This window comes from Ulvibacterium sp., assembly GCF_028285715.1.
Lineage (GTDB): Bacteria > Bacteroidota > Bacteroidia > Flavobacteriales > Flavobacteriaceae > Ulvibacterium.
In genome coordinates, this window is sequence record NZ_JANQOO010000035.1 from 364,403 (window position 1) to 385,187 (window position 20,785).

At 41.8% G+C, this 20,785-nt stretch carries 20 protein-coding genes; 6 read left to right on the forward strand and 14 right to left on the reverse strand.

Features of this window, described 5'->3' with window-relative positions; all coding sequences use genetic code 11:
• Positions 1 to 4 precede the first annotated feature (4 nt).
• Entirely contained in the window at positions 5 to 715 is a 711-nt protein-coding gene (locus tag Q0993_RS19535; RefSeq protein ID WP_299536435.1) for a response regulator transcription factor, read from the forward strand.
• A 55-nt stretch (positions 716 to 770) separates the two neighbouring features.
• On the opposite strand, the gene Q0993_RS19540 is transcribed toward Q0993_RS19535, so the two are convergent.
• The 8 genes from Q0993_RS19540 to Q0993_RS19575 all read right to left on the reverse strand — a co-directional run bounded on the left by Q0993_RS19540 (position 771) and on the right by Q0993_RS19575 (position 8,292).
• Positions 771 to 1,268, reverse strand: coding sequence for a gluconokinase (locus tag Q0993_RS19540; protein WP_299536438.1), 498 nt, complete (start codon positions 1,266 to 1,268; stop codon positions 771 to 773).
• A complete protein-coding gene (miaA, locus tag Q0993_RS19545; RefSeq protein WP_299536440.1) occupies positions 1,261 to 2,181 on the reverse strand; it encodes a tRNA (adenosine(37)-N6)-dimethylallyltransferase MiaA in 921 nt (306 codons plus the stop codon). Before miaA ends, Q0993_RS19540 begins: the two co-directional genes overlap by 8 nt.
• Positions 2,181 to 3,017: an ion transporter gene (locus Q0993_RS19550; RefSeq protein WP_299536442.1), complete on the reverse strand. Its 837-nt coding sequence runs from the start codon at positions 3,015 to 3,017 to the stop codon at positions 2,181 to 2,183. Before Q0993_RS19550 ends, miaA begins: the two co-directional genes overlap by 1 nt.
• 3 nt (positions 3,018 to 3,020) lie before the next feature.
• Positions 3,021 to 4,388, reverse strand: a complete 1,368-nt coding sequence (locus Q0993_RS19555) for an exonuclease domain-containing protein (RefSeq protein ID WP_299536444.1) — start codon at positions 4,386 to 4,388, stop codon at positions 3,021 to 3,023.
• Between the two features lie 52 nt (positions 4,389 to 4,440).
• Entirely contained in the window at positions 4,441 to 5,100 is a 660-nt protein-coding gene (locus tag Q0993_RS19560; RefSeq protein WP_299536446.1) for a YggS family pyridoxal phosphate-dependent enzyme, read from the reverse strand.
• 21 nt (positions 5,101 to 5,121) lie between these two features.
• Positions 5,122 to 6,357, reverse strand: a complete 1,236-nt coding sequence (locus Q0993_RS19565) for a DUF1015 domain-containing protein (RefSeq protein ID WP_299536448.1) — start codon at positions 6,355 to 6,357, stop codon at positions 5,122 to 5,124.
• 7 nt (positions 6,358 to 6,364) lie between these two features.
• Positions 6,365 to 7,252: a 3-hydroxyacyl-CoA dehydrogenase family protein gene (locus tag Q0993_RS19570; protein ID WP_299536450.1), complete on the reverse strand. Its 888-nt coding sequence runs from the start codon at positions 7,250 to 7,252 to the stop codon at positions 6,365 to 6,367.
• Positions 7,253 to 7,332: 80 nt separating this feature from the next.
• A complete protein-coding gene (locus Q0993_RS19575) occupies positions 7,333 to 8,292 on the reverse strand; it encodes a Gfo/Idh/MocA family oxidoreductase (RefSeq protein WP_299536453.1) in 960 nt (319 codons plus the stop codon).
• A gap of 164 nt (positions 8,293 to 8,456) precedes the next feature.
• Here Q0993_RS19575 and Q0993_RS19580 point away from each other — a divergent pair, with 164 nt between their 5' ends.
• Entirely contained in the window at positions 8,457 to 9,098 is a 642-nt protein-coding gene (locus tag Q0993_RS19580; protein ID WP_299536455.1) for a protein-L-isoaspartate(D-aspartate) O-methyltransferase, read from the forward strand.
• Positions 9,099 to 9,100: 2 nt separating this feature from the next.
• Here Q0993_RS19580 and smpB read toward each other — a convergent pair whose 3' ends face one another.
• Positions 9,101 to 9,562 carry an SsrA-binding protein SmpB gene (smpB, locus tag Q0993_RS19585; protein ID WP_299536458.1) on the reverse strand — a complete coding sequence of 154 codons (462 nt, stop codon included), beginning with the start codon at positions 9,560 to 9,562 and terminating at the stop codon, positions 9,101 to 9,103.
• A gap of 117 nt (positions 9,563 to 9,679) precedes the next feature.
• On the opposite strand from smpB, the gene Q0993_RS19590 reads away from it, so the two are divergent.
• A complete protein-coding gene (locus Q0993_RS19590; RefSeq protein WP_299536461.1) occupies positions 9,680 to 10,432 on the forward strand; it encodes a DUF6503 family protein in 753 nt (250 codons plus the stop codon).
• On the opposite strand, the gene Q0993_RS19595 is transcribed toward Q0993_RS19590, so the two are convergent.
• On the reverse strand, positions 10,404 to 10,958 hold the full coding sequence (locus tag Q0993_RS19595) for a histidine phosphatase family protein (RefSeq protein WP_299536463.1): 555 nt from the start codon (positions 10,956 to 10,958) through the stop codon (positions 10,404 to 10,406). The two genes, Q0993_RS19590 and Q0993_RS19595, sit on opposite strands and share 29 nt — an antisense overlap.
• Before the next feature lie 203 nt (positions 10,959 to 11,161).
• On the opposite strand from Q0993_RS19595, the gene Q0993_RS19600 reads away from it, so the two are divergent.
• Positions 11,162 to 12,871 (forward strand): PorP/SprF family type IX secretion system membrane protein, encoded by a 1,710-nt coding sequence (locus Q0993_RS19600; protein WP_299536465.1) that lies wholly within the window; start codon positions 11,162 to 11,164, stop codon positions 12,869 to 12,871.
• 11 nt (positions 12,872 to 12,882) lie between these two features.
• On the opposite strand, the gene Q0993_RS19605 is transcribed toward Q0993_RS19600, so the two are convergent.
• Positions 12,883 to 13,479, reverse strand: a complete 597-nt coding sequence (locus Q0993_RS19605; RefSeq protein WP_299536467.1) for a TetR/AcrR family transcriptional regulator — start codon at positions 13,477 to 13,479, stop codon at positions 12,883 to 12,885.
• Between the two features lie 121 nt (positions 13,480 to 13,600).
• On the reverse strand, positions 13,601 to 16,201 hold the full coding sequence (gene clpB, locus Q0993_RS19610; protein ID WP_299536469.1) for an ATP-dependent chaperone ClpB: 2,601 nt from the start codon (positions 16,199 to 16,201) through the stop codon (positions 13,601 to 13,603).
• A 167-nt stretch (positions 16,202 to 16,368) separates the two neighbouring features.
• Here clpB and ytxJ point away from each other — a divergent pair, with 167 nt between their 5' ends.
• On the forward strand, positions 16,369 to 16,764 hold the full coding sequence (gene ytxJ, locus Q0993_RS19615) for a bacillithiol system redox-active protein YtxJ (RefSeq protein WP_299536471.1): 396 nt from the start codon (positions 16,369 to 16,371) through the stop codon (positions 16,762 to 16,764).
• Positions 16,765 to 16,796: 32 nt separating this feature from the next.
• Here the strand turns inward: ytxJ and Q0993_RS19620 are convergent, their stop codons facing one another.
• Both Q0993_RS19620 and fahA read right to left on the reverse strand, forming a co-directional pair.
• Positions 16,797 to 17,984, reverse strand: coding sequence for a hypothetical protein (locus Q0993_RS19620; protein ID WP_299536473.1), 1,188 nt, complete (start codon positions 17,982 to 17,984; stop codon positions 16,797 to 16,799).
• A 109-nt stretch (positions 17,985 to 18,093) separates the two neighbouring features.
• Complete coding sequence (gene fahA, locus Q0993_RS19625; RefSeq protein WP_299536475.1) at positions 18,094 to 19,392, reverse strand: fumarylacetoacetase; 1,299 nt, start codon at positions 19,390 to 19,392, stop codon at positions 18,094 to 18,096.
• A gap of 111 nt (positions 19,393 to 19,503) precedes the next feature.
• On the opposite strand from fahA, the gene glyA reads away from it, so the two are divergent.
• Entirely contained in the window at positions 19,504 to 20,781 is a 1,278-nt protein-coding gene (glyA, locus tag Q0993_RS19630) for a serine hydroxymethyltransferase (protein ID WP_299536478.1), read from the forward strand.
• Positions 20,782 to 20,785 lie beyond the last annotated feature (4 nt).

Here is a 20,785-nt window from a genome sequence, read left to right on the forward strand (position 1 = left end):
ACTTATGGAAACAATAAATAAGAAAATACTCTTGGTCGAGGATGATCCTAACTTTGGGATTGTTCTAAAGGACTATCTGTCCATGAACGATTTTGATGTAACCTTGGCCAAAAATGGGATGGAGGGATTCGAGAAATTCAAAAAGGACAATTATGATGTTTGCATTTTGGATGTAATGATGCCTTATAAGGATGGATTCACGCTAGCAAAGGAAATACGCGAAAAGAACGAGAATGTCCCTATAGTCTTTCTTACCGCGAAGACCATGAAGGAAGATGTTCTTAAGGGGTACAAGGCCGGCGCGGATGATTATCTGAACAAACCATTTGATTCCGAAGTCCTTTTGATGAAGCTTAAAGCAATACTTCAAAGAAAAGCTTCCAATTCATTAGCGGACAGTAAGAAATTTGAATTTCAAATAGGTAATTTTCATTTGAATTCAAAACTGAGGTTTTTGAAATATAAGGATGAAGAGGCCATAAAACTTTCTCCGAAAGAAAATGAATTATTACGCCTTTTGGCTTTGCATGAAAATGATTTAATGCCGAGGGAGTTGGCCTTGACAAAGATTTGGAGGGATGATAACTACTTCACCTCCCGGAGTATGGATGTGTATATCGCTAAATTGAGAAAATACCTGAAACTGGATGACACCGTGGAAATATTGAATATTCATGGGGAAGGATTTAGGTTGGTCGTAAAGACTGAAAGTTAAATCAGTTCCGAAATACTATGATCAATTAAGCGGGCCCACATTAATGTGGGCCCGCTTAATTTTCGTTGATATGTTCAAGAATTTCCAAAACAATAGACGCAGGGCTTTGTTGTATGGTTACGGAAATGGCTTTTTGAGGAGGTTCCAGCGTATCAAATTGGGACTTCAATAAAGTCGTGGGCATAAAGTGTCCTTTCCTTTTTTGCATTCTATCCCGAACTTCCTCAAAACTGCCTTTTAGATATATAAACCGAATTTTTTGAAGCACACCTTCGGTGAGTATGGAACGGTAACTTTTTTTTAGCGCAGAGCATGCGATGATGGCTCCTGATTCCAAGTTTTCTTTTATCAAAATATTGATGCATTTAAGCCACCCTATTCTATCGGCATCATTAAGCGGATTTCCGGCGGCCATTTTTGTTACATTTTCTTCAGGGTGGTAGTCGTCTCCATCAAAAAAGGGCACATTAAGTTCGGTAGCCAGCAGTTTGCCTACTGTCGATTTACCGGAGCCAGATACTCCCATGATAAGGAAAACAGTAGTTTCATTCATCACCTATCGTCATTTTTGGCTTTAAGGATTCGATGATTTCATGCACATCACAATCATAAGGAAACCAAAGAATGGACTTATCTTTTCGGAACCAGGTTAATTGTCTTTTGGCGAACCTTCTTGTGTTTTTTTTTATTTCGCTTATGGCAAAATCCAATTCCCAAATACCCTCTAGGTAGTTGAAGAGCTCCTTGTAGCCAACAGTTTGCAATGCATTTTTTTTTCTATGTGGAAATAATGACTTCGCTTCTTCCAAAAAGCCTGCTTCCATCATAAGATCCACTCTTTTATTAATACGGTCATAAATTATTTTCCTATCCGCTTGGAGTCCCACCTGAATGGTGGAAAAGAATCTTTTTTGTTTTTTCCCCTTTAAAAAGGAAGAATAAGGTCTCCCCGTTCCGATACAGATTTCCAAAGCACGTATAAGGCGATGAGGATTCTCAAGATCTACTTTGGAAAAATACAGAGGGTCCAATCGCTTTAATTGCCTTTGAAGAACTTGAATACCCTCAACTTTCATTCTGTTGTTTAAATCTCGTCTAATTTCCGGAGCTACCTCTGGAAATTTGTCCAGTCCCTGGACTACGGCATCTACATATAATCCGCTTCCTCCTGCCATAATTACTACACTTTTTTTGGTAAAAAGTCGCTTTAAAAGAGAGGAGGCATCCTGTTCAAAGTCCCCGACCGAATAGGTATCGAAAATACTTTTATACTGTATAAAATGATGTGGTGCCGTATTCAACTCTTCCAAGGTAGGTACTGCCGTTCCTATTTTCATTTCCTTATATAACTGCCTAGAATCCGCTGAAATGATTTCAGTATCAAAATGTTGGGCTAGGGCAATGGCCATTTTGGTCTTTCCTATGGCTGTTGGTCCAACAACACTGATTAGAAACTTGCCGAACATTAATCGTCCGTTAGTTTATAGCCGCATACCCGGCAGTAACGGGCATCGCTCCTCATGATTTCCGAGCCACAATTCTGACAACATCTGCCCTCGTCCACATTCTTAAGGTTTTTTTTCGAGGATGCATATTCAGCCGAAACAATACCCGTGGGTACTGCAATAATGCCATAACCAATTATCATAATCAACGTGGCAATAACCTGTCCTAGACCCGTTTCAGGGGATATATCGCCGTATCCTACCGTTGTCAAGGTCACTATGGTCCAGTAAACGCTGTGCGGAATACTATTAAAACCGTGCTGGGGTCCTTCTATCAAATACATGGTCGTGCCCAATAGAATGGAGATGACAAGAACAAAAAAAACAAAAATGAATATTTTGGTACGGCTTGCCTTTAAGGCCCTGACAAGATTATTGGACTCCCCTACAAATCGTACCAACTTCAATATTCGGAAGACCCTGAGCAAACGGAGGGCCCTAAAAGCCGTTATATATTGTGAGCCTATGACAAAAAAGGACAGATATTTTGGAATAGTAGAAAGCAGGTCAACAATACCAAAAAAACTAAAAATGTATTTGGCAGGCCTTTTTATGCATACAATACGTAAAATATACTCAATGGAGAAAAGTATGGTGACCACCCATTCCGAGACATCCAAAAATTTATGGTACTTAACATCAAAACGAGGAACACTTTCCAACATTACCACTACAATACTATAGACAATGACTACCAGTAGTATTATGTCAAATAACTTACCGGCACGGGTATGTGTTCCGTAGATGATCGCATGAAGCTTATACCTCCAGTTCCTATCCGTATTTTGGCTTTCCAAACATCAAGAATTTAGGTCCAAAATCCTTATAACTCGTTTTTTTCTGAGATACGATTCTATGATATGGGTGGTGTTCGCATCACCCTTCATAGGTGTTATAATGGATTCTAAGATATGAATATTATTGATTTGATGGTTTAAGTCATAAAAACCAAAACCTTGAAAGGTTCCATTTTTTATAAGAATAGCGCTATATTCCCCGGTTTCCCTTCCCTTATCCACAATAACGACATTTTTGTTGGCCAATGAAAACCTGGTAATTGCCTCCGAGACTCTTCTGTTATAATCCAAGACCGTTTCACTATCCCTACAGATTTCCTTACTACCGCCATATTCGGAATCCAGGTACTTACTTTTAGCATCTGGAAGTCCGTTAAGCTCAAGACATAGTTCGTTTTCAATAGTGATTTGACGAATAAATCCTTGAGCCCCTTGAAGACTATTAAAAGTAGTCACTACCCCCTTGGAAAAAGTATGCGATGCCGCTTTTAAGGTAACATAGCCCCTTTCATCAACAGCCTGATACACTGCATGGGAAAACAACTTTTTTCTATTGCTGTGCGCATACTTGGGCTTATTTCGCGTCAACTCTTCGTTCTCCTTTAATAGGGCGACCAATTCGCTCCCGGTCTTTTCGAAGATTACCTTTTTGGTTTCTTTTTGGATACGTCTCGCCCTGTCGCCGTTTTTGATAAAGTGCTGATTTACCTTTTTTTTGATGTTGTTGGATTTACCCAGAAATATCAGCTCCCCCTCCTTATTGTACATATAGTATATTCCGGTTTCCGAAGGCATCTGCTCAACAATATCCAATTGTCTTGGGGAAAGCTCCCCCTCCGTTTCCGAACGCATAACGTGGGAGAGTATGGATTTATCCATATCCTTGGAAAGTAATACTTTAAAGAGTTTTAATGTGGCCAATGCATCTCCGTTGGCCCTATGTCTGTCGCTTACTGGGATTCCCAAAGAACGAACCAGTTTGCCCAAACTATGCGATTCGGCATCGGGTATGAGTCTTTTTGCCAAATCCACGGTACATAGGGTCTTGCGTTCAAAATTATAACCCAATCTTCTAAATTCGGTCCTAAGTATTCTGTAGTCAAACTGGGCATTGTGGGCTACCAATACACTATCCTGCGTAATTTCAACAATGCGTTTGGCCACCTCATGAAATTTTGGTGCAGTTCGAAGCATTTTGTTATTGATGCCCGTGAGGTTTATGACAAAAGGTTGTATTTCCCTTTCCGGGTTGACCAAGCTAATGAACTTGTCTACTACTTGGTGACCATCAAACTTATGTATGGCAATCTCAGTAATGCCTTCCTCGTTGTATTTCCCACCTGTTGTTTCAATATCTAAAACTGCGTACATGCACTATGCTGTTTTTCAGAGCCTACAAAGAAATGTAAACCTTGTAAATTCCTCAGTTTACGTTTCTTGCCCCAAAGATACTACTTCCTATACGTACCATGGAACTACCCTCCTCAATGGCTATCTTATAATCCCCACTCATGCCCATGGAAAGGACGGAAATATGGGGAAGTGCCTTTTGAGTAGTATCAAAGAGTGTTTTCAAAAACCTGAACTCCCTTCTTATCTGATTCTTGTCATCTGTAAAAGTGGCCATGCCCATCAGTCCTTTAATAGCAATATTTTTCATTTTCTGAAATGTACTTGAATGGATGAGTTCGTTTAGTTCACGGGCGTTCAATCCAAATTTGGAGGACTCCTCAGCAATATGGATTTGTAAAAGACAGTCTATCACCCTGTTATTTTGTTCGGCTCTTTTGTCTATTTCCTGGAGCAACTTAATACTATCCACGCCATGGACCAAAGAGACAAACTTTGCCATATATTTTACTTTGTTGCGCTGTACGTGCCCAATCATATGCCACTGGATGTCCTTGGGCATTTCTTCCCATTTTTGGACCATCTCTTGAATTTTGTTTTCCCCAAAAACCATATGCCCCGCATCATAAGCTTCCTTGATTTCGGAAACGGACTTGGTCTTGGAGACGGCAACGAGGGCCACATCACCTGGCAGCGTATACTTTATTTTTTCTAGATTCTCGGCTATGGACATCTTGTAGAGAAAAGTTTTAAGTTATAACTCGTAAATAGTTAGCCCACTTCGTAGTTTGGGCTCTATATAAGTGCTTTTTGGCGGCATAGTAAGGCCAGCATTGGCAATGGCCTTGATTTGATCCATGGTTATGGGAACTAGACTGAAACCTACGGCAAAATTACCTTGATCTACTTCATCTTTCATATGGATAATATTGTGTTTTCCATAACCATATCGAATTCGTTTATCATTTCTCAGATCCCTAATATTCAAAATGGGACCCAGAACTGTCTTGAAAAGAATTTGCGTATCTAATTTACTAAGGGCATCCGTAAAACGATATACCTTTTTCCTAAGGTATAAGGAGTAAAACTCTCCGTCCAAATACATACTAAAATGATGTTTTTTTGTGGGTTTGTATAACGTATTTCCCTTGTTTTCAATTCTAAACGACCCATCCAACCGAATAAGAAATTCTTTTTTTGTCAACCCGTTCAAATCTTTGACCATACGATTAAATTCATAAATCCTGATTTCGGACTCTGGAATAAGATAGCTCATAAAATAGTTATAGGGTTCCTTTCCGGTATGGTTCGGATCATTTTCCTTGGAGGTCTTGGCTAAAAGATTGGAAGAGGCACTTCTATGATGTCCATCAGCTATATAAAGGGCCTTTAATTTGGTAAAAGTATCTTCCAGTCTCTTCACTGTTTTTGTTTCGGAAACGACCCATAACCTATGGGTAACCTTGTCGGTTGTTGTGAAGTGGTATTCTGGTTCGGTCTGTCTTTCCCCTTTTATGATTTCCGAAATGGTTTCGTCGTCCTTATAGGTTATCAAAACGGGTTCCGCATTGAATTTCACGGTATCCAAATAATGGGCGAACAATTCTTCCCGGTGACGGATGGTATCCTCGTGTTTCTTTATGACATTGTTGTGGTAATCCTCAACACTTGTCGCACAGAATAGTCCACAGCACTGAAAATTATCTTTTGTTACCTCGTACAGATAAAAACTATCCTTGGCATCCTTTAAAAAAACATTATCCTCCAGAAACTCCAAATATCTGTTATATACTAATTGAAAACGCTTGGGACCAGAAACCCTTTTATCAAATTTGTACCCGGGGTTGATAATGTGTAAAAATGAAAACGGATTGAAGCTCAATACGGCCTCCAGCTCTTTTTTCGAATATTCCTGATATGATCTAGAAGCCACAAATGGGGCCTTATCCTTGGTCGGTCGTATGGCCTTAAAGGGTTTTACTATTGCCATATAAAATTTATTTGAATTGGGAAGAGACTTTTTCCGCTTTTCGCGATTCGGAATAATCATAGAATCCTTCCCCTGATTTTATACCCAGTTTTCCAGCGGTGACCATATTGATCAATAGGGGAGAGGGCGCATATTTTGGATTTTTAAACCCATCGTACATAACATGCAAAATTGATAAACAAACATCCAATCCGATAAAATCGGCCAACTCCAAAGGACCCATGGGATGCGCCATTCCCAACTTCATTACCGTATCGATTTCCCTTACCCCGGCCACTCCATTGTATAAGGTCTCTATGGCTTCGTTGATCATAGGCATTAAGATACGGTTGGCGACGAATCCTGGATAGTCGTTTACCTCCACGGGGTTTTTTCCCAATCTTTTCGAAAGCTCCATAACCGTATTTGTAGTAGAATCAGAGGTGTTGTAACCTCGGATTATTTCAATTAACGGTATAATGGGTACGGGGTTCATAAAATGCATTCCAATGACCTTATCCGGCCTACCGGTCACCGCAGCGATTTGGGTAATGGATATGGAGGAGGTATTAGTTGCCAAAATGGTATTTGGACTGCAGTTTTCGTCAAGATCCTTAAAAATATTGAGTTTAACTTCCAAATTCTCGGTGGCGGCTTCGATTACCATCTCAACATCCGTTATTCCATTAATGAGAGATGTGTGGGTACTGATGTTATTTAGGGTAGCCTTTTTTATGTTTTCATTTATTTTTGCCTTGGCAACCATGCGGTCCAGATTTTTGGATATAGTCGCCATACCTTTCTCCAGGGCATCATTGGAAATATCCACAAGATTTACCTTGTTTCCATTTTGGGCAAATACATGGGCGATCCCATTTCCCATGGTTCCAGAGCCTATGACTGCTATCTTACTCATACTTGTAGTATATGTTTAAAGATTTGTTACAATTTCGCGGCATCCGATTTTCATTTCTACTCCCTTGGGGATAAACATTCCTAAAAGCAATCGATCACCTGTAGCGCCACCTGTAGTGCCTCGGTTCCTTGCTGCAAGGTAACTACGGGAACGGTATCCGCATGTATGGCTTCGGCAAAAGTCTCCAACTCATCCAAAATGGCATTGTTAGCTTGGATTTCGGGGTTTTCAAAATAAATTTGCTTTTTTTCCCCTTCGGCATTTTGTAGTACCATATCAAATTGTCCAGGGGCATCTAGAGCATCCTTCATTTTGACCACCTCGACCTTTTTCTCCAAAAAATCAACAGAAATGTAGGCATCCTTTTGGAAAAAACGTGATTTTCTCATGTTTTTCAACGAAATCCGGCTAGCTGTTAGGTTGGCCACACATCCGTTTTCAAATTCAATACGCGCGTTGGCAATATCCGGAGAACGACTTATTACGGATACGCCGCTGGCATTTATCTGTTTCACTTTTGAGTCCACCACGCTAAGAATGGCATCGATATCATGAATCATTAGATCAAGCACTACCGGCACATCGGTGCCTCTAGGATTAAATTCGGCCAGCCGGTGCGTTTCAATGAACATTGGATTCTTTATTTTATCCTTAACCGCGGAGAAAGCGGGATTAAACCGTTCTACATGCCCTACCTGCCCCTTTACATTGAACTTTTCTTCCAATGCCATCAGTTCTTGGGCCTCCTCTAAAGTGTTGGTAATCGGTTTTTCGATAAACACGTGTTTGCCTTTTTCCATTGCTTTTTTGGCACATTCATAGTGGGAAAGAGTAGGGGTGACGATATCTACCATATCTACGGCGTCCATAAGGGCATTTATGTTTTCAAAATAGGAATAACCGAATTCCGCAGCCACTTTTTCTCCGTTTATGACATCGGGATCATAGAAGCCTATTAATTCGTATTTCGGGGATTCATTGAGCAAGCGTAGGTGTATTTTTCCTAGATGTCCCGCTCCCAAAACTCCAACTTTGAGCATGCTTTTAAGTTTTTTCAAAAGTAAGGATAGTTTGTGAGTTTAGCGATTTGTTGTAGGGTCTTTGTGCGGCGTCCATCTGAATATTTATTTCGAAAAGAGAATTGGAATTGAGAACTTGGATTTTGATATTTTCCGTTCTAACTTCGTCTCATAAAACCAAACCATTGAAGGATACCTTAAAGCATAGAGGAATGCGGAACCAATTGGCGGATATTCTCCTCGCCAAGGGTATTAAGGACCAAAAAGTATTGGATGCCATTCGTACCATCCCGAGACATTTGTTTATGGACAGTGGTTTTGAAGGGCATGCTTACCAAGACAAGGCCTTTCCCATTGCCGCCGAACAAACTATCTCACAACCCTATACCGTGGCATTCCAAACCGAATTGTTGAAAATTAGGGCCAATCAAAAAATCCTGGAAATAGGCACGGGCAGTGGTTATCAGACCGCTGTTCTCCTCCATTTAAAGACGAAGGTCTTTACTATAGAACGTCAGTTGACCCTTTTTAAAAGGACCAATATTTTCTTTAAAAAAATGGGATATCGTCCTAAAAAGTTCATTTTTGGAGATGGGTACAAAGGTCTTTCGGAAGAAGCGCCGTTTGATGGTATTATTGTAACCGCTGGTGCCCCGGAAGTTCCGAAGGCGCTGATGTCCCAATTGCAAATTGGCGGTAGATTGGTTATACCGGTAGGGGTGGATGAGCAGGTGATGACCGTTTACACGAGAAAATCCGAGAAGGAATTTGAAAAAAAAGAATACGGTTCCTTTCGTTTTGTGCCTTTGTTGGAAGACAAGAACTAAGTTCAACGATTAAAGCTCTTTTTAATCCGATCCAGATTTCGCTTGTTGTCCCTGTCCTTTAGGGTTTCCCTTTTATCATAGAGTTTTTTGCCCCTGGCCAAGGCAATCTGTAGTTTGGCGAGTCCACGATCGTTTAGAAAAAGTTTTAGGGGAATTATGGTAAGTCCAGAGGTTTTCACTTCTTTTTCCAATTTTTTTAGTTCCCGTTTGTTTAATAAAAGCTTTCTCTCTGCTTTTGGGCGGTGATTAAAATGGGATCCATGTGAGTATTCGTCAATTTGCATATTGATGACGAAAAGCTCGCCTCGGTCATTAAACTCACAAAAACTTTCGGAGATGGAGGCTTTGCTTTGACGGATGGATTTTATCTCCGTGCCCGAGAGTACAATACCTGCGATATAGGTATCCAAGAGCTCGTACTCAAAACGCGCTCTTTTATTTTTTATGTTGATGTTCTGTTGCATGGGCTAACAAAAATAGGGACAATAATCCGTATTACAATTCGGTAAAAAGGAGATACTTCCTTATTATTTTGTAAGATTGAAGGATATTTACGAACCATAGTAGCATAAAGTCATCTTATGAATAGGGTAATCGTTTTGTTTTGTGTGAGTATAATTCTGGCTTGTGGTCAAAAGGCTAAAAAGGGGTTTTCCGCTCAGGAAATTGTTAACGAAAGCATTGCTGTAAGCGGAGGGGAGTTATACACAAAAAGTACCATCTCCTTTGAATTTAGGGATAGAACCTATGTCATGGAGCGTAAGGCCGGGCGGAAAGTTTTAAAGCGAATTTCCCAAATAGACTCCAATACGGTTTTGGATGTTAAGCTATATAATGGGCTCCAACGTTTTGTTAACGATAGTTTGGTTTATCTGCCGGATTCAATGTCCAACAAATACGGTAATTCTGTTAATTCCGTTCACTACTTTGCCTATTTACCTTATGGGCTCAATGACCCTGCGGTAAATAAGAAATATTTGGGTGAATCACGAATTAAAGGGGAAAACTATCACAAGATACAGGTAACTTTTAACAAAGAAGGAGGAGGTGATGATTATGACGATATCTATGTGTATTGGTTCAATACCACCACCTTAAAACCGGACTATTTAGCTTATGAGTTTCATGTGGACGGGGGAGGTAAGCGTTTTAGACAAGCTTATAATGAGCGTTATGTAAATGGCGTACGTTTCGTTGACTACAATAATTATAAGCCTCTTGACCCAGCCATTGCGGTTCAGAAAATGGATGACCTATTTATGGCCGACCAACTGGAACTGTTATCCCAAATAGAATTGCGGAAAATTACCGTCCTTCCGGGCAATTACAATTAAACTGCAAACGCATATCGGTTACGGTGCCGTTTATGATTTGTACAATGTACATACTACCATTGTCGTAATCGTCCATAGGACTATATTTATCTTCCCCTATCATAAGGTTAACAAATTGTGGTGTAGTATTGCTGTGACCTACGATTAGGACTTTTTTATTGAGATTATCCGCTTTAAATTGCTCAATATTGATTTCCTCGGGAACATAGTACTCCACTACGATATCTTGTTTTACCGAGGTAGGTGCGGCCGTCATTGTTGCTCTTTCATAGTCCGTGGTATAAATGGCATCCAAGGTTACATCATCCAGTATCTCGGCCCAATGCATAGCGCGCCCCAGACCTTTTTGGGTGAGTTCGGGATCTACATTATCCGGATTTGAACGATCTTTTTCCGCATGGCGGATAAAATAAAAAGTAGATATGCCATAGTCCGAATAGGATTCCTCGGATGCGGTTTTATCTTCTTTGCAACCTAGGAAAAAAAGGAGTACAACTAGGGACAAGACTATTTTAAGCAGTTTCATCAGTGGGCTTGATTATTTTGTGTTTTTTACCTAGAAAATTCAGTAATACCTTGATTTCGAAATTGTTGCCCCTTTTTGACTTTTGTAATTTTGGCCCCAGGATTGAAATTTTGTATTTTCCCTTATGGGGAATTTTCTTTTTACTCTAACTAAAATTACGGCTAAATAGTATGTAAACCAGCCAGTTTTTTGTTTTTTTGCGTATGGCTAAATTAGGCACCCCTTTTCTGATCATTGCAACTTTTTTTTTCGCCCATTCACAGGAGGTTTCCCTTCCGGTGGATTTTCGGCAACATAATTTGACCGAGTATAATTCCAGTTTTTTTAATCCCGCGTTTTCCCTGGACCGCAATAATCCGCAGTCCGTTTCTTTATGGACACGTTGGCAATGGCAAAGTATAGACGCAGATCCCACGACCTTATTTTTAAATTATACCCGAAAGATCAATGAATCCTCCGCGGCAAGCGTTGCCTTTTTTCAACATAATACCGGTATTTTTTTTAATACTGGGGGTATCCTAAATTATGCCCAAGAGATAAAGTTGAATTCCCTAATACGTCTTGGTTTTGGGTTAAACCTTTTTGGGTTCCAACAGGAACTGGCCGATGATCGTTTTCAGATAGATCCGGATTTACCCTTGCCCGTATTACAACCCTCAACGGATTTTATCCTACAACTGGCCCCGGGAATCCGGTTGTCCGTCGAGAACTTTTCCTTCGGGCTCGCCTCGGAAAACTTGCTGGATTATAACTTTACGGACAAGGGCAGAAACACGGTTCCGGCCGATAAGATCTATATGGGAATGGTCTCCTACGATATACCAATAGGTATTAGCAGTGACCCCACGGCTTTTCTTAGACCATTACTGTATTTACGTACAATACCTGAATTGGATAACCAAGTTGGGCTTAATGTTCTTCTTAGCAAGACCACCTATTGGGCCCAAATGGGATACAACAATTTTTATGGAATTTCCCTTGGAGGTGGAGGCACTTTTTTCAAGAGATTTTCCGTAGGGGCCTTAGTGGAATTTGGAACAAATTCGGTGGTAAGCTCTCAAGACCCTTCTTTTGAGATTGTGGCCTCCTATTTTATAGGAAAGCCCGAGGAACGACGTAAAATACGTGTCTTGGAAGAGGAAGAGGAGCCGAAGCAGGAGGAATTGATTACCGAGGAGAAGGCCAAGGAAGAAATAAAGAAGGCGGAGGCAATTGCCAAGGAAGAGGAAGCCGCGGAAAGGGCCCGGCAAAAACAGGCCAAGAAGGAAGCAAGGGAATTGGCAGCCCAGGAAAAAGAATTGGCCAAGCAAAAAAGACGGGATTCCATAGATACGGCCAAAAGGGAAAGAGAGGCCTTGGCAGAGGCAACAAGACTCGAAGAAGAACGTAAAAAGGCCGCCATTGAACAAGCCAAGAAGGAAGAAGACTTGGCCAAAGCTAGGGATGAGCAACAGCGAAAACTGGATTCAATAAATGACGCCAGAAGGGCAGAGGCATTGGCAGCGGTCCAAAAACTTAGGCAACAAAAAGAGAAAGATTCTCTGGAAAAAATAAAAACGGCTGAGGCCGAGGCTGCCCAACAACTGGAACAAAATGAAGTGGCCCAGCAAGAAGAGCAGGTTAGACCAAGGGCCGGGGAAAAGTATGAGGAAGTCAGGGCAGAGGGCGATTTGGAACCGGGCTATTATCTAATTACCAATGTATTTGGAACCAAAAAGTACTACGAGGCCTTTATGAAGGATTTGCAGAACAAGGGACTTGCACCTAAATCTTTTGTCAGGGCCAGGAACAACTACAACTATGTGTATTTGGAACGCTATAATACCATGAATGAGGCCAGAAACGCCCGGGATAGCAATTTCAATGGGAAGTATCCCGATAAAACTTGGATTTTTAGGGTAGTGGGCAAATAAATGTAAAGGAATTATTTTTTGATTTCCCTTTGTATGAGAACTTCCAAGTAAGCCACGGTATTTACCAAATATTTCCGGTCCCTGGTAATGGTAGACATCGCAACGGCACCTTGTAACATCGTAAACAATTGTTTGGCGAATTGCAAGGGCGTTACTGGAAGATTTAATTGATTCCCTTTAATCCCATTTTCAAGGACCAACGCAATTTTTCCTTCAATTTCCTTTATGGTTTCCTTTGCCGCTGCAGCCAAGAGAGTATTATTGTGTTGTGCATCCACGCCAACATTCAAAATTGGACACCCCCCCATATCCATAGTGTATATGTCATAATTCTTATAGAATTTTAGAAGGTTAAAAATTTTTTTTAAGGAGGTGCCCTCTATCTCAAGAGATTCGCCTATGGAAGAAAGCAATTTACCACGATTGTATTCAAAAGCGGCCAAAGCCAGAGCTTCCTTGTTTTCAAAGTTTCCGTATAGTGCTCCTTTTGTAAGACCGGTAGCTTCGGTAAGATCGCTCATACTGGTACCTACATATCCCAATTTGTTAAATATGGGAGCAACGGTCTCTATAATGTAGGCAGTGGTTCTTTCGGCTTTGGTGGTCATGGCAATCAATTTTATACGAATATAAAAAAACTACATACTGTATGGTATATATGTTGATAAAAAAGGCCGGCTTTTGGAAGTCTTCCCGAAGCCGGCCTTTAGTTTTTGCGCATATTAAATCCTACTCAACCAATTGATCTTGGTTTCTAAAGACTAGGGTATCGTCAAATGAATCGATTAAAACCACACTATCCGCTTTTATTCCTCCGCTTAACAATTCCTTTGACAGATTGTTGAGTACTTCTTTCTGGATGACCCGCTTTATAGGTCTTGCACCATATTGCGGGTCGTATCCCTTTTGTGCTAGATACGCAATGGCCTCGTCCGTGGCATCAATGGTGATGTTTTGTTTGGCTATCATCCTCTTTAAGTGGTTCAATTGAAGCCTTACGATTTCCACGATGTTTTCCATATTCAGTGGAGTGAACATGATGATATCGTCTATGCGGTTCAAAAATTCCGGACGGATGGTCTTCCGTAGCAGTCCGAGCACTTCTATACGGGCCGCCTCGGTAGCACTATAGATATCTGGATTGTCCTCGAATTTTTCCTGAATAATATGGCTTCCCATATTACTGGTCATAATAATGATCGTATTTTTAAAATCCGCAACACGTCCCTTATTGTCCGTTAATCTTCCTTCATCCAGAACCTGTAGCAGTATGTTAAAGGTATCGGGATGTGCTTTTTCTATTTCATCAAGCAATATTACGGAGTAGGGCCGGCGCCTAACGGCCTCTGTTAGCTGTCCCCCTTCATCGTAGCCAACATAACCTGGAGGTGCACCTACCAATCGGCTTACCGAGTGCCGTTCCTGATATTCGCTCATATCAATACGGGTCATGGCATTTTCATCATCGAATAAATATTCGGCCAAAGTTTTGGCCAACTCGGTTTTTCCCACTCCTGTTGTACCTAGGAACAGGAATGAACCAATAGGCCTTTTGGCATCCTGAAGTCCAGCCCTACTTCTGCGGATGGCATCGGAAACGGCCTCTATGGCCTCTTCTTGGCCCACCACCCGTTTATGTAGTACTTTTTCCAATTTCAACAGTTTCTCCCTTTCGCTCTGTAGCATCTTGGTTACGGGAATCCCGGTCCATTTGGCCACGACCTCGGCAATATCCTCTTGGGTTACTTCCTCTTTGATCAAGGTATCCGATTGCTGTTGCTCCTGAAGCTCGTTTTGAAGTTTTTCCAATCTTTCCTGGGCCTCCTTTATTTTTCCATAGCGCAACTCCGCCACCTTCCCGTAGTCGCCATTGCGCTCGGCGCGTTCGGCCTCAAGTTTGTAATCCTCAATATCCTTTTTGGTCTTTTGGATATTGTCTACAACACTTTTTTCGCTTTCCCACTGGGCGAAGATTTCGTTGCGTTCCTCTTTCAGATTGGCCAGATCAATGTTCAACAATTTTAACTTGGCCTTGTCATTTTCACGCTTAATGGCCTCAATCTCGATTTCCAATTGCATTATTTTTCGATCTAACACATCCAATTCCTCAGGTTTGGAATTGATCTCCATACGGAGTTTGGAGGCGGATTCATCCATTAGGTCAATGGCCTTGTCCGGCAAAAATCGATTTGTGATATAGCGTTGTGACAGTTCTACTGCGGCGATAACGGCTTCGTCCTTAATGCGTACCTTATGGTGTGCTTCATATTTCTCCTTTATGCCGCGAAGAATGGAAATGGCACTTTCCGTATCGGGTTCGTATACCATGACCTTCTGAAACCTGCGCTCCAGGGCTTTGTCTTTTTCAAAATATTTTTGATATTCATCCAGGGTAGTGGCCCCTATGGCCCGCAGTTCCCCTCTGGCCAAAGCCGGTTTTAGGATGTTGGCGGCATCCATGGCACCTTGCCCACCACCGGCGCCGACAAGGGTATGGATTTCGTCAATGAAGAGTACGATATTACCATCGGAAGTGGTAACTTCCTTAATAACGGATTTCAACCGTTCCTCAAATTCGCCCTTATATTTTGCCCCGGCGATCAGAGCACCCATATCCAGGGAATAGATTACTTTATCCTTTAAATTTTCGGGTACATCCCCTTGTATAATCCGGTGTGCGAGACCTTCTGCAATAGCAGTTTTCCCCGTACCTGGTTCTCCTACCAACATGGGATTGTTCTTTGTCCTTCGCGATAATATCTGCAGGATGCGTCTAATTTCCTCATCCCTGCCAATAACGGGATCTAGTTTTCCGTTGTCTGCCAATTGATTCAGGTTCCGCGCGTATTTGTCGAGGGAATTATAGGTGTCCTCGGCACTTTGTGAGGTGACTTTTCCACCCTTTCGCAATTCTTCGATGGCCGATTTTAAATCTTTTTCGGATACGCCCTGATCTTTCAGTATTTGCGAAATTTTGCTCTTGGATTTAAAAATGGCCAATAGCATATGTTCCAAGGAGACGAATTCGTCCTCCATTTTTTGAGCAATAATGCTAGCCTCGTTTACTGTTTTTCCTGCCTCACGGGAAAGCATGATGTCGCCCCCCGAAACCTTGGGAAAGCTCTCCAGTTCTTTTTCTAGAATTTGATCTAACAGGGAAACATTAACATTGAGCTTCTTTAGTATAAAGGGTAATACATTCTCCTCAACTTCCGAAATGGCCTTAAAAATATGTTCGTTCTCTATCTGCTGATGGCCCATGGCCTGCGCCAATTGCTGGGCCCTTTGTAGGGCTTCCTGGGATTTTATGGTGAAATTATTAAAGTTCATATATCGCCGTATTTTTGTGTTTATATGTATTTTTGATAACCTTAGGTCAATAACCTTACCAACGACCTTAGTCGGACAAAATGACGGTAAAAACCAGTAAACACAGGACATTTAGGCAGTTGTGCAATACGGCCTGAATATATTAATTCTTAAAAGCGGTATACTCTATGGGATTTTTAAAGGACTTATTCGGAAGTGGGCAAGAGGAGGCAAATGGCAAGGAAAATTCAATTCCCTGGATTCCCCTTGTTTCCTTGGATCAATTGAGCCAAATTGAGGAAAAATCACATAAGCGGTCCCAAGTGATTTTTAAGCACTCCACAACATGTGGCATAAGCCGCATGGTCTTGAATATGTTCGGGAGGAATTTGGATGTTCCAGAACATTCTATGGATTTCTATTTTCTGGATCTACATGCGTACCGGCAAGTATCGGACGAAGTGGGTTATAAGTTTCAAGTAATGCACCAATCGCCCCAAATTTTGGTTATACGGAATGGAGTAACGGTAGCCCATGATTCTCATGGAGCCATAAACGAATTGAACTTGGAAAGGTTTGCATAAAAAAAGCCCGGCCATAATGCCGGGCTTTTTTGTTAATTGAAGTGCTGTTGCGTAAGGATGAATTTTAATCTCGATTTCAAATCCTCCCCGGCGTCATATACCATCTGTTCATTGGTTGGGAAAGGTACTGCAGCCAGGTCCAGTAAAGCAACCAAATCATTTTCCAGGGCTCTCCGGTCTCCATCGTAATTGGCATAAACATGTTCAAAGACAAATTCACTGGAAAGCGGATAGGAATTCACCTGTTGTTTGGTATGTAGGTTCGTAAAGCTTACCATACCTACCACTTGGGCGGTCTTGAACTGGGTAAATTGATAAAAATTGCAACGTACCGTCCGGAATTTATCAATTTTGATCTTATTTCCTAAACTGTCTTTTACCACATTTCCATTTCGGTCCAGCAGATATTCCTGGCCATCCTTGATCTGTTTTTCCTTAATGATTTGTTTTTCGCTCACCTGTTCCGGGGATATATTGATTTCCCGAAGGGCCACGTCCATAGTATAATCGTACCGTATTTGGGCTAAATGATTGGTGTGGTATTCCGTCCATTGATTATTTAGGCCATATGTATTGAAATTGAGCAGTTCCTCTTCCAATTTGGCCGGGATGATCTGATCGGTATGGTTTACCATGTCCACTTTTACATAATCCAACCCTTTGGCATAGGCTTCTTCCATTTTCTCCTTATGATCTTTGTATCCCGGATTTATCTCGGACAAATAGCTAAAATCGTCATAGGCATTTCGGTAATCCTGTTTCTGGGTGGCATTGGTTAGGAGCGTTGATGCATTATGGTACAGGTAATCCGATAATTGATCCTTTGCCGCGATAATCTTGTCATCGTAGCTTTTAAAGGAGAACCGGGCCTGCCTATTCTCTTCATGGATAACCAAGGGCAACAATGGTCGTATACGTTGTTGAATATCCTTTAAGTTGGTATATCCTTTATAAATGGCCTCATAGTTTGCCGGGTTACCTTCCTTCCTAAGAAAGTCGATATGGGCCAATTCGCGTTCCGCATTTTTTTGAAAAGCTTCTTCCAACAATATGACAAAGGGCTGATGGCTCTTCTTGGTCTTGTTTTGCGATAAATTCTGGATAGCGTTGTTTATGGCGTTGTAATAGTTTCCGGAATTTACGGCCTTTTGAGTCTTCTTAACCCCACTACAGGCTACGAACACTACTAAAATCGCAGAATATAGTATAGATTTTTTCATGGCTTTGTTTTTATCGTTTTCTTGTTAAATCCAACAGCCGTGCCAAAACGACTTTTAGTTTTAACGTAAAACGATGAACTATCGTATAGATTCGTTCAAAAGCCCAATCTCAATAGTAGTATTTCTCTTTTTGTTCCAAGGCCGGAAGTAATCGGGTAGATGCTTCTCCAAAACCGATTCGGATGTTTTCCTTTTCGCAATAACCACGTAAGGTCACCATGTCATTGTCTTCGATAAACTTTCTTTCGGAACCGTCTTTTAGTTTTATGGGTTTGGTGCCCTGCCAGGCCAATTCCAATAAAGAACCGTAGGAATCCGGACCAGGACCGGAAATTGTTCCGCTACCCATCATGTCGCCACTATTTACCTTGCAACCATTAACCGTATGGTGGGCCATCTGTTGTGCCATAGTCCAATACATATACTTAAAGTTGGACCTTGTAATTGTGGTAGGAACCCCTTTGTCCGGGGTAAGATCCACCTCCAAGGTTATATCGAAACTGTGTTTGCCCTGCTGTCTCAAGTAGGGTAGGGGTTCAGGTACTTGTTTTGGACTTTGTACCCTAAAGGGCTCCAATGCGTCCAATGTTACGATCCATGGGGATATGGAAGAAGCAAAATTTTTGGCCAAGAAAGGGCCTAAAGGAACGTATTCCCATTTTTGAATGTCACGGGCACTCCAGTCGTTGAACAGAACCAGACCAAATATATAATCTTCAGCTTCCTCTATAGGAATGGGCTCTCCCAAAACATTGGCATCGGTAGTAATAAAAGCCATTTCCAGTTCAAAATCCACTAATTTCGAAGGTCCAAAAACGGGAGAATCAGCCCCTTTGGGATAGGTCTGCCCCAAAGGCCTTCGAACGGGTGTGCCACTGGTCACGATGGTAGAGCTTCTTCCATGGTAGGCTACTGGAAGGTGTAGCCAATTGGGTAGAAGTGCGTTTTCCGGATCACGGAACATACTTCCTACGTTGGTGGCATGTTCCTTACTGGAATAAAAGTCCGTATAATCACCGATTTGGACCGGCAGCTTCATTTCTACCTCGTCCATGGAAAAAAGAACTATCTTTTGATGGTCTTCATTATGCTGCAACGTTTCGTTGCCCAAATCAAAAATCTCACCGATCCGGTTGCGCACGGAGCGCCAGGTTTTTTTTCCATCGGAGATAAAATCGTTTAGGGTGTCCTGTAGAAAAATATCATCCGTCAACGGAATGCCTTCAAAATAACCCAATTGATGTAGGGCTCCAAGATCAATGGCATAATCCCCTATACGGGTACCTATGGTAATGATATCGTCCCTGGTCAAAAAAACGCCAAAAGGGATGTTCTGGATGGGAAAATCCGAATTTAGGGGTACGGATAGCCACGTTTTTTTGTTGGGGTTATTCGTTTTCGCAGGCATAGTTCAATTGTTAATTTACATTTAATAAATTCTGTATCAAATATATTATTTTATGCACTTGAACGGGGTGCAATTTGTATTTTTACGCCTCATTTAACAAAGGATGTCAATATGCAACGAGACGATCAGGTTTTTAAGCTAATTCAGGCCGAGAAGGAACGCCAGCTCAATGGAATTGAGCTTATTGCGTCGGAGAACTTTACCAGCCCGCAGGTCATGGAGGCCGCAGGATCGGTATTGACCAATAAATATGCCGAAGGCTATCCTGGGAAACGCTATTACGGAGGTTGCGAGATAGTAGATCAAATTGAACAATTGGCCATTGACAGGGCCAAGGAACTTTTCGGAGCGGAGTATGCCAATGTTCAACCACATTCCGGGTCGCAGGCAAACGCCTCGGTCTATCATGCCTGTCTGAAACCGGGAGACACCATATTGGGCTTTGACCTTTCGCATGGGGGACATCTTACCCATGGGTCTCCGGTAAATTTTTCCGGTCGTTTGTACAATCCCGTGTTTTACGGGGTGGATAAGGAAACGGGTAGATTGGATTATGATAATATACAGGAAATAGCGGACCGTGAAAAACCTAAGATGATCATCGCAGGGGCTTCCGCATACTCCAGAGACATGGATTTTAAGCGATTCAGGGAAATAGCAGACAGTGTAAATGCCCTCTTATTAGCAGATATTGCGCATCCCGCCGGATTAATAGCCAAGGGTATTTTGAACGACCCCATCCCACATTGCCATATTGTTACCACAACCACCCACAAGACCTTACGTGGTCCCCGGGGCGGGTTGATTCTTATGGGGCATGATTTTGAGAACCCCTTTGGAATCCGACTAAAAAACGGAAATCTTAGGAAAATGTCGGCACTTTTGGATTTAGCCGTATTTCCTGGCAATCAGGGTGGACCGTTGGAACATATCATAGCGGCCAAGGCCATTGCTTTTGGGGAGGCCATATCGGACTCGTTCTTGCAGTATATGCTTCAAGTGAAGAAAAATGCAGCTGCTATGGCAGAGGCTTTTGTGGCCAAGGACTATCACATTATTTCCGGCGGAACGGACAACCATATGATGCTCATTGATCTGCGCAACAAAAATATTACGGGTAAGGATGCCGAAAAGGCCTTAGTGCAGGCGGACATCACTGCAAATAAAAATATGGTACCTTTTGATGATAAGTCTCCATTCGTGACTTCCGGAATACGTTTTGGTACAGCTGCCATTACCACCAGGGGCCTAAAGGAAAATGATATGGCCACTATTGTGGAGCTTATTGACGAAGTTATTCTGAACCCTGAAGATGGTGGTAAAGTAGAAAAGGTTAAGGAAAAAGTACATGCATTGATGCAGGGAAGGGCATTGTTCAATGCCTCCTAGAACC

Coding starts and splice junctions, on each gene's coding strand:
- fahA (WP_299536475.1), bottom strand. CDS start 19,392: ATGCCTGCGAAAACGAATAACCCCAACAAAAAAACGTGGCTATCCGTA.
- Q0993_RS19620 (WP_299536473.1), bottom strand. CDS start 17,984: ATGAAAAAATCTATACTATATTCTGCGATTTTAGTAGTGTTCGTAGCC.
- Q0993_RS19535 (WP_299536435.1), top strand. CDS start 5: ATGGAAACAATAAATAAGAAAATACTCTTGGTCGAGGATGATCCTAAC.
- Q0993_RS19570 (WP_299536450.1), bottom strand. CDS start 7,252: ATGAGTAAGATAGCAGTCATAGGCTCTGGAACCATGGGAAATGGGATC.
- Q0993_RS19600 (WP_299536465.1), top strand. CDS start 11,162: ATGGCTAAATTAGGCACCCCTTTTCTGATCATTGCAACTTTTTTTTTC.
- Q0993_RS19565 (WP_299536448.1), bottom strand. CDS start 6,357: ATGGCAATAGTAAAACCCTTTAAGGCCATACGACCGACCAAGGATAAG.
- Q0993_RS19595 (WP_299536463.1), bottom strand. CDS start 10,958: ATGAAACTGCTTAAAATAGTCTTGTCCCTAGTTGTACTCCTTTTTTTC.
- Q0993_RS19590 (WP_299536461.1), top strand. CDS start 9,680: ATGAATAGGGTAATCGTTTTGTTTTGTGTGAGTATAATTCTGGCTTGT.
- Q0993_RS19555 (WP_299536444.1), bottom strand. CDS start 4,388: ATGTACGCAGTTTTAGATATTGAAACAACAGGTGGGAAATACAACGAG.
- clpB (WP_299536469.1), bottom strand. CDS start 16,201: ATGAACTTTAATAATTTCACCATAAAATCCCAGGAAGCCCTACAAAGG.
- Q0993_RS19540 (WP_299536438.1), bottom strand. CDS start 1,268: ATGAATGAAACTACTGTTTTCCTTATCATGGGAGTATCTGGCTCCGGT.
- Q0993_RS19560 (WP_299536446.1), bottom strand. CDS start 5,100: ATGTCCATAGCCGAGAATCTAGAAAAAATAAAGTATACGCTGCCAGGT.
- glyA (WP_299536478.1), top strand. CDS start 19,504: ATGCAACGAGACGATCAGGTTTTTAAGCTAATTCAGGCCGAGAAGGAA.
- Q0993_RS19605 (WP_299536467.1), bottom strand. CDS start 13,479: ATGACCACCAAAGCCGAAAGAACCACTGCCTACATTATAGAGACCGTT.
- ytxJ (WP_299536471.1), top strand. CDS start 16,369: ATGGGATTTTTAAAGGACTTATTCGGAAGTGGGCAAGAGGAGGCAAAT.
- miaA (WP_299536440.1), bottom strand. CDS start 2,181: ATGTTCGGCAAGTTTCTAATCAGTGTTGTTGGACCAACAGCCATAGGA.
- smpB (WP_299536458.1), bottom strand. CDS start 9,562: ATGCAACAGAACATCAACATAAAAAATAAAAGAGCGCGTTTTGAGTAC.
- Q0993_RS19575 (WP_299536453.1), bottom strand. CDS start 8,292: ATGCTCAAAGTTGGAGTTTTGGGAGCGGGACATCTAGGAAAAATACAC.